At 42.5% G+C, this 13,433-nt stretch carries 12 protein-coding genes; 2 read left to right on the top strand and 10 right to left on the bottom strand.

Features of this window, described 5'->3' with window-relative positions:
• Positions 1–26 precede the first annotated feature (26 nt).
• Positions 27–2,324 (top strand): molybdopterin oxidoreductase family protein, encoded by a 2,298-nt coding sequence (locus M0P91_RS03830; protein WP_295064759.1) that lies wholly within the window; start codon positions 27–29, stop codon positions 2,322–2,324.
• 64 nt (positions 2,325–2,388) lie between these two features.
• Here M0P91_RS03830 and M0P91_RS03825 read toward each other — a convergent pair whose 3' ends face one another.
• Genes M0P91_RS03825 through M0P91_RS03805 form a run of 5 tightly spaced genes read right to left on the bottom strand, consistent with a single transcriptional unit; the run spans position 2,389 to position 8,918 of the window.
• On the bottom strand, positions 2,389–2,700 hold the full coding sequence (locus tag M0P91_RS03825; RefSeq protein WP_295064757.1) for a hypothetical protein: 312 nt from the start codon (positions 2,698–2,700) through the stop codon (positions 2,389–2,391).
• Positions 2,701–2,754: 54 nt separating this feature from the next.
• Positions 2,755–4,896, bottom strand: coding sequence for a YjbH domain-containing protein (locus M0P91_RS03820; protein WP_295064755.1), 2,142 nt, complete (start codon positions 4,894–4,896; stop codon positions 2,755–2,757).
• 58 nt (positions 4,897–4,954) lie between these two features.
• Positions 4,955–5,701: a CpsB/CapC family capsule biosynthesis tyrosine phosphatase gene (locus M0P91_RS03815; protein ID WP_295064754.1), complete on the bottom strand. Its 747-nt coding sequence runs from the start codon at positions 5,699–5,701 to the stop codon at positions 4,955–4,957.
• Positions 5,701–8,109, bottom strand: coding sequence for a polysaccharide biosynthesis tyrosine autokinase (locus tag M0P91_RS03810; RefSeq protein ID WP_295064751.1), 2,409 nt, complete (start codon positions 8,107–8,109; stop codon positions 5,701–5,703). The genes M0P91_RS03815 and M0P91_RS03810 overlap by 1 nt, the downstream gene beginning before the upstream one ends.
• A gap of 14 nt (positions 8,110–8,123) precedes the next feature.
• Positions 8,124–8,918: a polysaccharide biosynthesis/export family protein gene (locus tag M0P91_RS03805; protein ID WP_295064748.1), complete on the bottom strand. Its 795-nt coding sequence runs from the start codon at positions 8,916–8,918 to the stop codon at positions 8,124–8,126.
• 303 nt (positions 8,919–9,221) lie between these two features.
• Between M0P91_RS03805 and M0P91_RS03800 the strand changes: the two genes are divergently transcribed.
• The gene (locus M0P91_RS03800; protein WP_295064745.1) at positions 9,222–10,181 is read left to right on the top strand and encodes an MraY family glycosyltransferase; all 960 of its coding nucleotides are present in this window, start codon (positions 9,222–9,224) and stop codon (positions 10,179–10,181) included.
• Between the two features lie 202 nt (positions 10,182–10,383).
• On the opposite strand, the gene M0P91_RS03795 is transcribed toward M0P91_RS03800, so the two are convergent.
• The 5 genes from M0P91_RS03795 to M0P91_RS03775 form a co-directional block, all read right to left on the bottom strand.
• Positions 10,384–10,671, bottom strand: coding sequence for a type II toxin-antitoxin system RelE/ParE family toxin (locus tag M0P91_RS03795; protein WP_295064742.1), 288 nt, complete (start codon positions 10,669–10,671; stop codon positions 10,384–10,386).
• On the bottom strand, positions 10,671–10,898 hold the full coding sequence (locus M0P91_RS03790) for a hypothetical protein (protein ID WP_295064739.1): 228 nt from the start codon (positions 10,896–10,898) through the stop codon (positions 10,671–10,673). Before M0P91_RS03790 ends, M0P91_RS03795 begins: the two co-directional genes overlap by 1 nt.
• 394 nt (positions 10,899–11,292) lie before the next feature.
• Positions 11,293–11,697 carry a type II toxin-antitoxin system VapC family toxin gene (locus tag M0P91_RS03785; protein WP_295064736.1) on the bottom strand — a complete coding sequence of 135 codons (405 nt, stop codon included), beginning with the start codon at positions 11,695–11,697 and terminating at the stop codon, positions 11,293–11,295.
• The gene (locus M0P91_RS03780) at positions 11,690–11,917 is read right to left on the bottom strand and encodes a hypothetical protein (RefSeq protein ID WP_295064733.1); all 228 of its coding nucleotides are present in this window, start codon (positions 11,915–11,917) and stop codon (positions 11,690–11,692) included. Before M0P91_RS03780 ends, M0P91_RS03785 begins: the two co-directional genes overlap by 8 nt.
• A 156-nt stretch (positions 11,918–12,073) precedes the next feature.
• Positions 12,074–13,432, bottom strand: a complete 1,359-nt coding sequence (locus tag M0P91_RS03775) for a phosphomannomutase/phosphoglucomutase (RefSeq protein WP_295064730.1) — start codon at positions 13,430–13,432, stop codon at positions 12,074–12,076.
• Between the last annotated feature and the right edge of the window lies 1 nt (position 13,433).

Genomic DNA, 13,433 nt, shown 5'->3' with positions numbered 1-13,433 from the left:
ACGAGGCAGAGTAATAAGGAATTATTATGTTTACAACGATCAAAAACTTCCTCGGTCTGGATATCAAAGCCAAAAAGTTCTCTCTTTCGGATGATCCCCTGTTCGGACGGATAGCCGATGCGAAAAAACCGGACAAATGGGTCTTCTCCACCTGCGGCTACTGCGGCGTCGGGTGCGGCCTCTACATCGGGGTCAAAGACGGGAAAGCCGTTTATACGAAAGGAAACGCAACGCACAGCGTCAACATGGGAACCCTCTGTCCCAAAGGGCTCAGCGAACATGAGCTGATCACCTCTTCCAACCGTGTCACCGCTCCCCTCATTCGCCGTAACGGAAAACTCGAAAACGGCTCATGGGACGAAGCCTTTACCCGTGTTTCCGAGACATTCAAATCCATTAGCGAACACTACGGTCCTCGTGCGATCGGCGTCCTCTCCACCGGACAGCTTCTCACCGAAGAGTTCTATACCCTCGGCAAACTCGTCCAGCTGGGTCTGCGCACCAACAATTACGACGGAAATACGACGCTGTGCATGGCTTCGGCGGTCATGGGATACAAACAGTCCTTGGGTTCCGACGGCCCGAGCGGATCGTACGAGGATTTCGAGTGTGCCGACGTGATCGTTTTGGTGGGGGCAAACATCGCCGACAACCATCCGATTTTGAAGCTTCATATCGCCAAAAATCCCAAAAAGCCGAAAATTATCGTCATCGACCCGCGCAAAAGCAAAACCGCTCAGATGGCCGATCTCTTCATCCCCCTCAAACCCCGCACCGATCTGGCCCTCTTCAACGGCCTCTCCTACATCGTCCTCGAACAGGGGTGGGAAAATACGGAGTATCTCAAAGCCAATGTCACCGGCTTGGGAGAGCTGCGCAAGCACCTCCAAAACTACCCTCCCCAAGAGGTCGCCGATATCACGGGGATCGACGTCAAAACCCTCTATGAACTCGCCCGTCTGATTGCCCTCTCGCCTGCGGCTCTCACCGCATGGACGATGGGGGTTAACCAGTCGTTTTTGGGGACCGATACCGTCAGTGCGATCATCAACCTCCACCTCCTCACCGGCCAGATCGGCCGCCCCGGCGCGGCCCCCTTTTCGATCACGGGGCAGTGCAACGCGATGGGAACGCGAGAGAGCGGCTTTACCTCCTCGCTTCCGGGATACCGCAACTACGGGGACGTAAAAGCAGCCGAAGAGTACGCCCGCATCGTCAATGTCCCGATCGACATTATCCCCACTTCACGCGGCTACAAATACGGTGAAATCATCGAAGCGATCGAGCGAGGCGAGATCCGGGCGCTGTGGGTCGTCGCCACCAACCCTTTGGTCAGTTTCGTTGACCAGACCCGTTTGAGAAAAGCACTTGCCAAACTCGATCTGCTGGTCGTCCAAGACGCCTTTATGTCCGATACCGCCCTTCTTGCCGACGTCGTTTTCGCCGCCGCGACGTGGGGGGAAAAAGAGGGGACCTACACCAATTCAGAGCGCCGATGCAACCGCGCGAACAAAGCGCTCACCCCTCCGGGGATCGCAATGAGCGATTTTGATATCTTCCTCGAATTCAGCACCTATTTCGAAGGGGTCAAAGAGCTAATCTATCCTGCATGGAGCACCCCTGCCGATGCGTTCGAGGAGTGGAAACGGGTGAGCCGGGGACAGCTGTGCGACTATTCGGGGATGAGCTATGAAATGATGGAAAAATACGGCGGGATTCAGTGGCCGTGCAATGAACAGTTTCCGCTAGGCTCTTCGCGCCTCTATACCCCTGAGATCGCTTTTCGTACCTATGATGGAAAAGCCAAACTCCTGCCATTCGAATGGATACCGCTCCAGGAGCCGACCGGTGAGCAGTTCCCGATCCTCCTCAACACGGGACGCACCGTAGAGCAGTGGCACACCCGCACCAAAACCGGCGATATCGCCATCCTCAATGATTTAGCACCGGAAAGCTGGGTCGATATCAACCCTGCCGATGCGCTCGCGCTGGAGGTCAAAAGCGGTGATCGTCTCTCCATCAGTTCCCCGCGCGGACAAGTGGAAAATATCGTCGTCCGGGTGACGCAGACGGTGCGGGAGGGGAACGTGTTCGTCCCGTTTCATTTCAACACCCAGCTCATCAACACCCTCACCCCGAGCCAGTTCTGCCCCAAATCGGGAGAACCGAACTTCAAACAGTGCGCCGTACAGCTCCACTCTCAGAGGGTTCCTCAGGGGATTAGTTATCCTAAAAAAATATCAACGTTAGAATTGAGCTATGTTGAAAAATTAGAATGGGAGAAACACATAGAGAAATCGATAGATAGTGTATTGAAACAGTGAAGTGATGTAAACGAAGAAGAGATAACGAAAGGAGGCCCGGGAAAGCCCGGTCCACCCCTAAGTTTTAGTGATTTGTACCGTGACTGCCGCCGTGGCTGGTTCCTGTCCCGTTGTTAGCGAGACCTTCGACCAACAATGCACCCGCTCCTGCCGCTAGGGCGCCAGCGCCAGCACCCGCAGCACCAAGACCGCCGCCTATTCCACCAGTAAGACCGCCACCGCCGCCAAGGCCACCGCCAAGACCGCCACCGGTACCGCCGGCAACAAACCCACCCTGACTACTTTGTACGATTGGTACATTCACATCAAGCGGACCGCAGATACCGTTTGTTGCGATCAAACCTATTGTTAATACGGCTAAAGCTACTTTTTTCATTTTTACCCCTTTATATTGATGTTTCCGTCACTATGATACCCTAAAAGCTCTCCGTTATTCCTTAAACTGATCGATCTTTTCTCTCATCTCAAAAACATTTGCCGGATTCAGACCGACCAGAGAATTAGCTTGGTTGGCATACTGCCCCACGTCGCGTGTCCACGGATTCAACGTGTACGATAAACTCCCTTTCACGTTTTTCGCGCGGACCGTCGAAAGGGGTATCCTTAAAAAGATCCCTTTATCAACATATCCTCTATTTTCGGCAGAGCTAAAGACACTCGTATCGGTTTTCGTCACGAAAGCCCCTAGGGTGAAATTTTTGAACTCACGCATCAACGTTACGCTCACACCTCTGTCTCCGGCAAAAAACTCACCGATTTTAGCGGTCGATTTAATCCCGAGTTCCGGAACGATATTCGCATAAAGATTGATAAATTTCCCTTGATAAACGGTATTTTCAAAAGTGAAAAAATTCGTAATCGAGCGTTTTTTCGCGTATTGATACTCCAGCCCGGCGCCAAATCTCCCCCCGTCAAACGGACGGTACACCTCTACGTCATAACCGCCGTAAGCCGGCTCAAAATACCCTATCTCACCCCGTCCGTAAATGTTCCACGGAAGCTTTACCGTCTGATCAAATACCATATCGTACAACTGTATCCCGTTATACTGAAGATATTTCAATCCATCGGTACGAGTCGTGCTTCCCTCAGGCTCATAACTGTACGGCGGAATAGTATCTGTTGTATTTGTAATCGGGAAAATATAACGGCTGTACAAAAATCCACCGGGATTTGTTTCATATCGAGCACCCCCCAGAAGCGAAAATTTATAGGTAAACGGATTGTGCTTATCGTTCAAATTCATCTGTATGGAGGGCTTGAAAAGCCAGGTAAATTTTTTCCCGGCAATCGGTTCGGTGATAAACAACTCTTTCCCGCCCGAAAATTCCCCATAGGATGCCTCAACATCATCCGAGAAATCAAAACCTTTTTCGTTTATGGATCCGTTTTCATCGGTTTTGATCGCTTTAACATCATGACGATGGACATGCATGACCGAATATTCCAGATTTGTTTGTTTCAGTGTCAGATACAAATCGTCGATTCTCTCCGGAGCAACTTCATCGATGACATCTGCCGTTCTCCCCAACGCTTGTGTATCGGAGTTGTAACGGGGATTTTCGATAGAAGCCCATATCTTATTCTCGTTCACCGCTACTTGTACGTTGGAAAACCGTTCCCCCGCTATCTCTTCGGCTATCGCCTTGGAGAGTTCTTCGTCATTCATCACTTTCAACTTCTCTTTTAACGATTGATCGGCGCGCCACTTCCTATCCGGCCCATGATCATACAACATCTCCTGACGAAACGGTATTGTATAGCTTAATCCAAATCCAATGGTATTTCCCCGTTCAAAATTGGCCGTCAAGGCAAGCTTGTCGCTTATTTTGTATTTGGTTCCGATATTGATACGACTTCTCGGCAACTTAGATGTACCATTCCAAGAAGACGCGGCATTTGCAAATGGATTGACATAATCGTAATTATAGTTTATAGGGCTATACTCTGCTTTAATTGACCACTTTGGAGACATGTGAGCCTCGACCCCGCCAAACAACGCTCCGCCACTTATTGACGTATCGGTTAAAAAATTAATCGCTCTGTCTTCTTCTACAGCTTTTCCGTATTTGTTTAAGTTTTCTCCCCCCATTCGTCCTAATGCATACCCACCGGAAAATTCCAGATAATCTAATCGCTTCGTCCCGACCAGATATTTCGACGAATAAAGCCCCGTCCCCTGCATGTCATCAAAACCGATCGCGACCGCAGGCCAAAAATCATCCTCTTTGGAGAGAAGAAATTTCATATCGATCGCTTTATCTTTATAATTACCGTATCCCGCCCACTCACCGGTTGCGTTCAGATTCTTCAGCTGAGTGACACGAAAATTGATCTCCGTTCTCGGTAGCGGCGCCATGGCAATTCCGTAATAGATATAAGGATCGCTGTAATAGATACTCGGGCGCATACGCCAATCGTCCATCACCCTCGCATTGGGCATCTCAATCAGACCGGTTTTACCGCTGTTTTGGATTGAATAATCATTGTTATTTTGATTTGAGGGGATACGAACTTCGGCAAAACAGCTGATACTTACAAACAGTGATAATACCAATCGAACTTTTACCATGATTTTTCCTTATATAATTACAAAATGATCCTACCGCGTGAACGTTTAGAAAGATAACTCATAACAAAGATTGATTCAGGAGGGTGTTATGGTCAAATATCTTTTGAAAATTCGGATGCGTCTGCGCCTTTTCTAAAAAATGTACATGCCTCATTTTATGGGTATCGCTCCCGACAAAATCGACCAATCCATTCTCTACGATCCATTCCGCCGCTTTTTTTACCGGATTGGTATAATAACCGATCAATGAATTAATATTAACCTGAAACAAAACACCCATATCCTTGATTTTACGATACTCATCGTACGATTCATGCAGATAAACATACCGTTCAGGGTGAGCAAGGACCGGCTTGTAGCCGTGTGATAGGATAGCGTAGATATGTTCGTGCAGTCCGTAAGGTCGTGCCACATACGAAGTCTCAAACAAAACATAATTCGATCCGAAGGTCATTAATGCATTGGAATTGAGTAATTTTAAAAAATGTTCATCCAGATAATACTCGGCGGCAGCTTCGATATCTATATCGATGTTTCGAACGGCAATCTCTTTGCGTAACAAATCCAGACCGCTTAAAATGATTTCCGAACTGTTCCGATAGGCATCGTACATAATATGGGGCGTTGTGATCAGTTTTTTGTACCCTAGGTGTGAAAGGGCCTGAATCAGTTCGATCGACTCCTCCATCGTTTTCGCACCGTCGTCAATCCCGGGAATGAGATGAGAATGGATATCTACCCCCAATTCCGAGTAAGTGCGTTCAGGAGCTTTTTTTCCTGATAAAAACTTCCTGATAAGACCCATCAACGACCCGTCAACCGTTGAAACAACGATTTTTTAACTTCACTCTCTTGCCCGTATTCACCGTAGCCGCCGTAACCGTAGCCGTAGCCGTAACCGCCGTAACCATACCCGCCGTAGCCTCCGGAGCCTTTTGATGCGGGGACGGCACTTAGGATAATACCGGTATGTTTAATATCATGCGCACGCGCCGTTCGATCAAAACGAGCTGCAAATCCCCGTTTTGCACGGTTTACACGTAAAACAAACAACGTTATATCGGCTTCATTTGCCAAAATAAGCCCGTCTGTTACCAGACCGATCGGAGGAGTATCCAAAATAACATAATCGTACATCCCCCTTAACTCACTAAGAGCTTCTTTCATTCTCTCCGACATAATAAGCTCCGAAGGATTCGGCGGTACCGCCCCCGAAGAGATAATATCGAGATTTTCAACAGCTGTTTTTTGTATGATTTCACTCACACTCGCATGTCCGGAGAGATAATTACTCATCCCTTTTTCATTACCGAGTCCGAATACCTGATGCAGCGTCGGCAAACGAAGGTCAAGATTGATAATGACCACTTTTTTATCACTTAACGCCAATATCGTCCCCAAATTCGATGCCGTTGTCGTCTTCCCTTCACCCGGCAGTGTAGAGGTTACCATGATCACTTTATGGTTGGCATACGTTGCCATAAATTGCAAATTGGTACGCATGGCACGAAACGATTCCGCATAGACCGATTTTGGATTTTCCAAGACCAAGTGGCGGCTGTCAATCGCCTCTTTAATAAACGGTATGGTCCCGACCAACGGTATATCGGTCTCCTTACGAATATCGTCAATCGATTTGATCGAATCATCCAGAAAATCGCGTAACAACGCAATCAATACACCCAATATCAGCCCTAAAATAGCCGAAACGGCTAAGATTAGCGATTTTTTCGGCTTAATCGGTTTTAGCGGCAATAACGCCGGATCAACTACACGATTATTTGAAACCGTAGAAGCTTTCGCAATGGAGGATTCCGATTGTTTCTCCAGCAAAAAGGAATAGATTTTTTCATTCACTTCAAACGTACGGGCCCGCTCGACGTATTGACGCTCCGTCTCCGGCAGTTTCTTGAAGAAAACTTCGTTACGATCGATCACCTTCTGAATCGATTGCTTACGCTCCGCAATCCCCTGCTGCAAACTGCCAAGATTGGAGAGTATCTCTTTTTTCAGCCGCTCGATCTGAAGTGTCTGCTGAACAACCTCCGGGTGACGCTCCGTATATTCAACCATCAGCGTTTTTTTCTTTCGCTCCGCTTCGCTCAATGAAAGCATCAGACTGCTGACAAGGTTATCGGACAATTGCATCGGGGCGATAGATAACGCCGAAAAATCCCCTTTTTTTAGCAATTGTTCTATCCGTTTGGCCTGATCGGCTTCAATTTCGATTTGAGCCAACTGTTGATCATATGCACTCAGTTTTTCAATGGAGGTTTTAGTTTCAGCTGAAATGTCCATTGTATTATGGGTCTGTTTGAAATTTTCAACGCCGAGCGCCGACTCTTCGAGGTTTTTCTTCACATCACGTAATTGATCTTCGATAAATGAGAGCGTTTTAGATGCCTCTTCGGTGTTAAAATCGATACTTTGCTGGATGTACGCATTGGCGAGGGCATTCGTAAACTTCTCCGCCCTCTCCGGTATATTATCCTGATACGTGATCTGAACGAGGGAACCTTTTTTTCCTACTTGTGCTACTTGAAGATTCGGTAAAATAATCTGATCGATAATGGAACGATTCGTATTAAAGAGGAAACTGTATTCCCCCTTCGTAAATTCACTCTCTTTATTAACGGTAAAACTAAAATATTTTGTTTGTACCCTCTCGCCGTAATGAAATTTTTCATTAAATACTATAGACTCTTTGACCCCGTACTTCTCTAATAACGATTGTTTTATCTGTAACGTAAAAGAGTTGTTATCTTCATTCTTAATTAAAAACCATTTACCAAAAAATTTTTCATCTAAAATCTTAAAATCATGTACACTAAACGGAGACTCTTGATAAATCTCTTTGGTTTTTAAATTTTCCTTTTTAAAATAGCGTACATTAAACGGTACTTGATTTAATGCAAGTTCAATCAACGATTTGGATTGTAAAATCCCGATCTCCGTATCGATCTCCGTATTCGACATCCCTTCCATGGCCATCTGCAACATATCGGTTTTACTGTTTTTCGCGTCCTCCTGAATGCGCAAAACCGCAGAGGTCTCATAAATAGGGGTAGCAAAATAAGCTATATAGCTACCAACAAGTATGGTCAATAAAAAAACTACAAATATGGTTAATTTTTTATCCATTAAACGGCTAAAAAGCTGTTTAAGATCGATTTCGTCTTCTTCGTTAACAGTGTGCTTTAATTCAACTGACATCCCTAACTATCCCTCTAATTTGTAAGATATTTAACATTAACAAACGGTGTGATCAAACTATTGATCAACTGCAACGCAGGTAAATACTCATTAATATTGACATTCGTAGCCCGCATACTGTTTGGCTGTACATACACCGTATCCCCGGGGTAAAGCATATAATTGCTTGCCTCTAGGGAAGCGAGTTTTGTCATATCAATGGTCGAAATCGTCGGATTGCTTAAATTGCCTCTCATGATTTTAACCGAATTACGTTGACTGTAGACATTAAAGTCGCCGGCTTGCGCAATCGCCTCAATCACCGTCATGGATTCATTGATGAGCGGTACGACACCCGGACGATTAACCTCTCCGACAACATATACCCTTTGATTGAGTATTTCAAGATTGACATAGGGATCCTTGATGTATAGATTGTATCTCTTTGTTACAAGATCTCCCGCTTCTTCTTTAGTAAGTCCGGCTAACGCAATACGGCCAATCAAAGCAAGCATAACCGTTCCATCGCTAGAAACAGTAATCCCTTTTTCACCGGTAGGGATAATATTTGGACTGCGTGTACTCAATTCAGGGTGGTTAAAAACCACAATTGAGAGTTTGTCGCGCGGTGCAATTTTATACTCGCTGATCATCTTTTGAGGTGCCGTATCGTTACGATCATTTTTAGTATCATTTTTTTTGAAAAAATAACTGTCACCCTCTTGTTTTGAATCCTCAATCGGTTTAGTTTGAAACAAAGTATAATCTTGCTTTGTCGCACACCCCGTTAATAATACTACTATTGCTAGCAATAGAAATTTTTTCAACATCAATCTAAAACTCCTAAATCAAGCTTATATGTGCTTTTAATTTTAACAGTATACCATAAAAAGACGATATATAAACCACCGGAACTTAGCTCCGTTTAACACCAAATCCGTATAATATCGGTTATGATTAATAACTAAAATTATTGTTATCTATCATAAAACTACTTAAAATTGAGGTTATACGTGCCCTACGAATTAGTTATCAAATTGGCAATAGCTTTTGCATCGTCATTTATATTTATCAAATTATTAATACATTTTGCCCCAAAATTAGGCCTGGTTGACATACCGAATCACCGAAGCGTGCACCAAAAGATTACTCCGCGCGGCGCGGGAATCGGCATTGTTTTTGGCGTTATTGTCTCTGATTTACTTTTGCTCAACACTCTTGTCTATACCCACTTAGCTACTTTTATCGCCATTTTTTTAGTTTTTATCGTCGGCATTCTGGATGATCATAGGGATACCAAACCAAAAACAAAATTTATCGTCATTATTCTGGCAACACTGCTTATCTATTCTGACGATATCGTTATCCGTTCTCTTGGGCATCTGTTTGGATATGAGATACCGCTGGGTTGGTTTGCCCTCCCTTTTACCATCTTCGCCGTTACCGGATTTACCAATGCCCTTAATCTTTCCGATGGTTTGGATGGCCTTGCGGCCTCTATCAGTATCATTATTTTAGGAACGCTGGCACTTATCGGATACCATTATGAAGACCCGTTTATCCTCTCTCTTTCTCTCTCTTTTATTGCCGCTTTGTGCGCTTTTTTATGGTTTAACTGGAATCCTGCTAAAATCTTTATGGGGGATAGCGGATCATTGACACTCGGATTTGTCATTGCCGTTTTGGCGATCAAATCACTCTCCTACATACAACCCTCAACCATCCTCTTTATCGCGGCCATTCCGATTATGGATACAATCATTGTCATGATTCGTCGTAAAAGAAACAAAAAATCGATCTTTTCACCCGATAAAACCCATATTCACCACATTTTGCTCAAATTCTTTGACGGCCATGTTAAAAAGAGTGTCGGTGTTATTATTATGATGCAACTTCTTTTTTCTTTAATGGGATTTGATTTTACCGACTATCCGAAACAACGATTTATCCTTTTGCTGTTTGTTTTAAATACCGCAATTTTTTATGTTTTTCTGACCGGAATGTTGACCAGACAGAATAAATTTTCCTACTATCGAAAAATAAAACGCAAACAATCACTTAAAATTAAAAACAATTTGAACGCAAAAGGATAATTAGGGTGAGGGGAGTTATTATACCAAACTTTATGAACTAGGGACACTCTCGTCATTTTGTGCTACGACACAAAATCCAATGCAAGAAATGGATCCCGTATCAAGTACGGGATGACAAAATGCGTATGTACAGTTAATGATAGAGGGTATAAAATCAACTTTTTTTGTGGGTAGGTGAGTGCTTACGTTGTGTTTTTCTACTTCAATAAACTTCTTTTCGATGTGCAACTCTGATAATATGGATCACCAGCTGATCATTAATTTTTTCATAAATCACACGATAATCTCTAAAACGCAACCGATAAAAACCATCCCATTCACCTTGAAGTTTTTTTATCTTTGATTGCTTCATCAGCTGAATTTCATAATGGGTATCGTACTCTTCGATAAATAAACTGAGTGCTTCGACAATAAAAACTTTTACTTGATGATCTAATCTATCCAACTCTTTTTTTGCAGCGGGATGAAATTCCAAACGGTACTGGGACATTAAAGACCAAGCTCTTCTTTTATCGCATCAAAACTAATCGTTTGAATTTTTCCCTCATGAACTTCTTTGGAACGTTTGAGCGCAAGTTTAAGATCGAGAGCATCAAAATACTGACTCAACGCTTCCGCCACCATATGGCTTTTCTTTTCTCCCAGCTCTTGCGCAAACTCCGAAAGCTCCATTAAAAGATAATCCGGCAAAGTAAATGTTGCTTTTATTGCTTGCATATAAACTCCTTAAAATATTACAAATTATACATATAAATAGCAATATAGTCAATGAAATGTTTTGGTTTCGTCTCTTATACAAAAGAAAGGAGGAATAGATTTTCTATTTATATTTTCAGAAAATATCAGCAATTTTCCAATGTTTTTTTGTGCCATATATCCAAGCAACAACAAACCGCACTGCCAAAGACAAAAGTCCTATCGTTTCCATTTTACAACTCCTCAATTGAATTCTTTAATCTATATAACTCGTTATAATTGTACGCAACGCCAACAGATACAACCATAAATATTGCCCGAAGCGCATAACCAAACAGATTTAAATTTAATGGCGTATGCTCCAACTCCACCATCAATCCACGATAGACAACATGATAGTTCTACTCTTGGTTGCCTAGGCATTCGATTTTAATTTTAAAGTTGTAATTTTTAAATCAAGATTTTTAAAGTCATCTACATTATTCGTGACGATCTCAAATCCATTGACCATAGCAGTAGCTCCAATGATAGCATCAGGGGTTTTAATATTATACTTTTGTCTATTCTCGATAGTTTTGCTTGCCACCATTTCATCTAAATTATAAACAGTAGCGTGTGAAATAAAATCAACTGCTTTTTCTTGTAATCGCTTATCATCTAAGAGTTTTTTCCAGCTTAAAAATTCAATTTTTGTTATGATGGATATATTGAAACTCTCTTTTAAAATAGTAAATATATCAACATCATCTATAATGCCATTAAAATAATAAATTACAATATTAGTATCCAATAAAAATCTATTTTTCATCAAATCAGACATCCCATTCATTTTGATTAGATTGTAAATATTGATCAATCTCACCCTTGCTTGTGTGTGCAACATTAAAAAAATCTTTTGGATTAAATAACTTTTCTTCTCTTTGTTTATTTATTGGAATAATAAACACCTGTGCATCTTTTATATTATACAAATTTTGATACTCTTTAGGAATATGAACAACTCCATTTTCGATTGCTGCATGAAACTCTACTGCGTACATAAAGAATCCTTTCTTGATAATAAAGATACAAGTATTATAGCAACAATAAAATTTTATTTTTTATTTTTTGATACCTCGTATCTCGTTGAGCGAGAGATAAAGAAAGATTTTTTTAATCTCTCTTTTTGATAAACTAACGGAAGAGTCTCTTGTTTTTTAGATTAAACTTAATAATTTAGCCTGATACATAAGGGCTGTCTCTTCGTCCACCGCCTCAAATCGTGTAACGAGTTTGGGTGTTGTATTGCTTGCTCTGATTAAACCCCAACCATTTTCAAATACTACTCTCACCCCATCTACCGTAATGATATCTTTTATCATGGGAAACTCTTTTGGCGGGTTCTGAAGCTTTTGTTTCAGTTCATCTATAATAATGAATTTTCTCTCTTCCGTTGTATTGATATTGATTTCATTCGTCGAATAAAGTTTCGGTAGTTTTTCATATTCAGCATCGTAATCAAATCCGTTATGGACAAGTTCAAGTGCTCTTAATGTCGAATAAATGGCATCATCGTATCCGAAATAGCGGTCATTGAAAAATATATGACCGCTTACTTCCGCCGCAAACGAAGCATTGGTCTCTTTTATTTTCACTTTTAGATTAGAATGACCCGTTTTGTACATAATTGCCGTTCCGTAGGTATTTATCATGTCATACATCATTTGAGAACATTTTACCTCCCCTATTACGGTAGGATTATCGATAAATCGTGAAAAGAAAAGGGCTAATACGTCCCCTTTGAAATTATACTTTTCAGAAAGAACGGCAATACGATCAGCGTCTCCGTCATAAGCAAAACCCAGTGTGTAAAGTTTTGAGGAGAGCTCTTTTTTTATATCTTCCAGTGTTTCCACTTCACTTGGGTCCGGATGATGGTTCGGGAAGGTTCCATCCGGCTCTTCGTACATAATATGGTGATTGATTTTCAATCCATCCAGTATTTCTCGCAATACGGTACCCGCTGCACCATTGCCGCAATCAAAAACAAATTGTTTCCCGCTTAGATCTAAATGGGAAAATTCGTTTATCATGTACTCTATATATTTCTCTCTCGTATCGATTTTTATCGTTTCAGTGTTATCTTCAATCTCTAGATCACTGCCGAGTACTTTATCTCCCAGAGCGTAAATATCGTCACCGAAAAACGGTCCTTTGTTTAAAGTGATTTTAAATCCGTTGTACTCCGGCGGATTATGGGAACCCGTAATCATAATAGAAGCGGATACCGGTTTGCCATCATTGTCAATGTAGTTTGAAAAATAGTTAACCGGCGTAGCAACAAGACCCATGTCTAGAACCTTTAGCCCCGCTTTATTTAGACCCGAGGCCAACCACTCCTGAAGTACAGGAGAATGGGTTCTCGCATCATAACCAAGGGAGATATAACGTGCATCTCTCTCTCTTTTTAAAACTTCTAGACCAAAAAAATATCCTATTTTTTTTACATTGGACGCATTGAGCTCTTCTTCAAAAATGCCTCTTATATCGTACTCACGAAAAATATTTTTTGACATT

It is taken from the genome of Sulfuricurvum sp. (assembly GCF_023229695.1).
Taxonomy (GTDB): domain Bacteria; phylum Campylobacterota; class Campylobacteria; order Campylobacterales; family Sulfurimonadaceae; genus Sulfuricurvum.
The sequence above is the reverse complement of the archived record's forward strand: the minus strand, read 5'-3'. Positions and strand labels throughout refer to the sequence as shown.

Coding starts and splice junctions, on each gene's coding strand:
- M0P91_RS03830 (WP_295064759.1), top strand. CDS start 27: ATGTTTACAACGATCAAAAACTTCCTCGGTCTGGATATCAAAGCCAAA.
- M0P91_RS03825 (WP_295064757.1), bottom strand. CDS start 2,700: ATGAAAAAAGTAGCTTTAGCCGTATTAACAATAGGTTTGATCGCAACA.
- M0P91_RS03820 (WP_295064755.1), bottom strand. CDS start 4,896: ATGGTAAAAGTTCGATTGGTATTATCACTGTTTGTAAGTATCAGCTGT.
- M0P91_RS03815 (WP_295064754.1), bottom strand. CDS start 5,701: ATGGGTCTTATCAGGAAGTTTTTATCAGGAAAAAAAGCTCCTGAACGC.
- M0P91_RS03810 (WP_295064751.1), bottom strand. CDS start 8,109: ATGTCAGTTGAATTAAAGCACACTGTTAACGAAGAAGACGAAATCGAT.
- M0P91_RS03805 (WP_295064748.1), bottom strand. CDS start 8,918: ATGTTGAAAAAATTTCTATTGCTAGCAATAGTAGTATTATTAACGGGG.
- M0P91_RS03795 (WP_295064742.1), bottom strand. CDS start 10,671: ATGTCCCAGTACCGTTTGGAATTTCATCCCGCTGCAAAAAAAGAGTTG.
- M0P91_RS03790 (WP_295064739.1), bottom strand. CDS start 10,898: ATGCAAGCAATAAAAGCAACATTTACTTTGCCGGATTATCTTTTAATG.
- M0P91_RS03785 (WP_295064736.1), bottom strand. CDS start 11,697: ATGTCTGATTTGATGAAAAATAGATTTTTATTGGATACTAATATTGTA.
- M0P91_RS03780 (WP_295064733.1), bottom strand. CDS start 11,917: ATGTACGCAGTAGAGTTTCATGCAGCAATCGAAAATGGAGTTGTTCAT.
- M0P91_RS03775 (WP_295064730.1), bottom strand. CDS start 13,432: ATGTCAAAAAATATTTTTCGTGAGTACGATATAAGAGGCATTTTTGAA.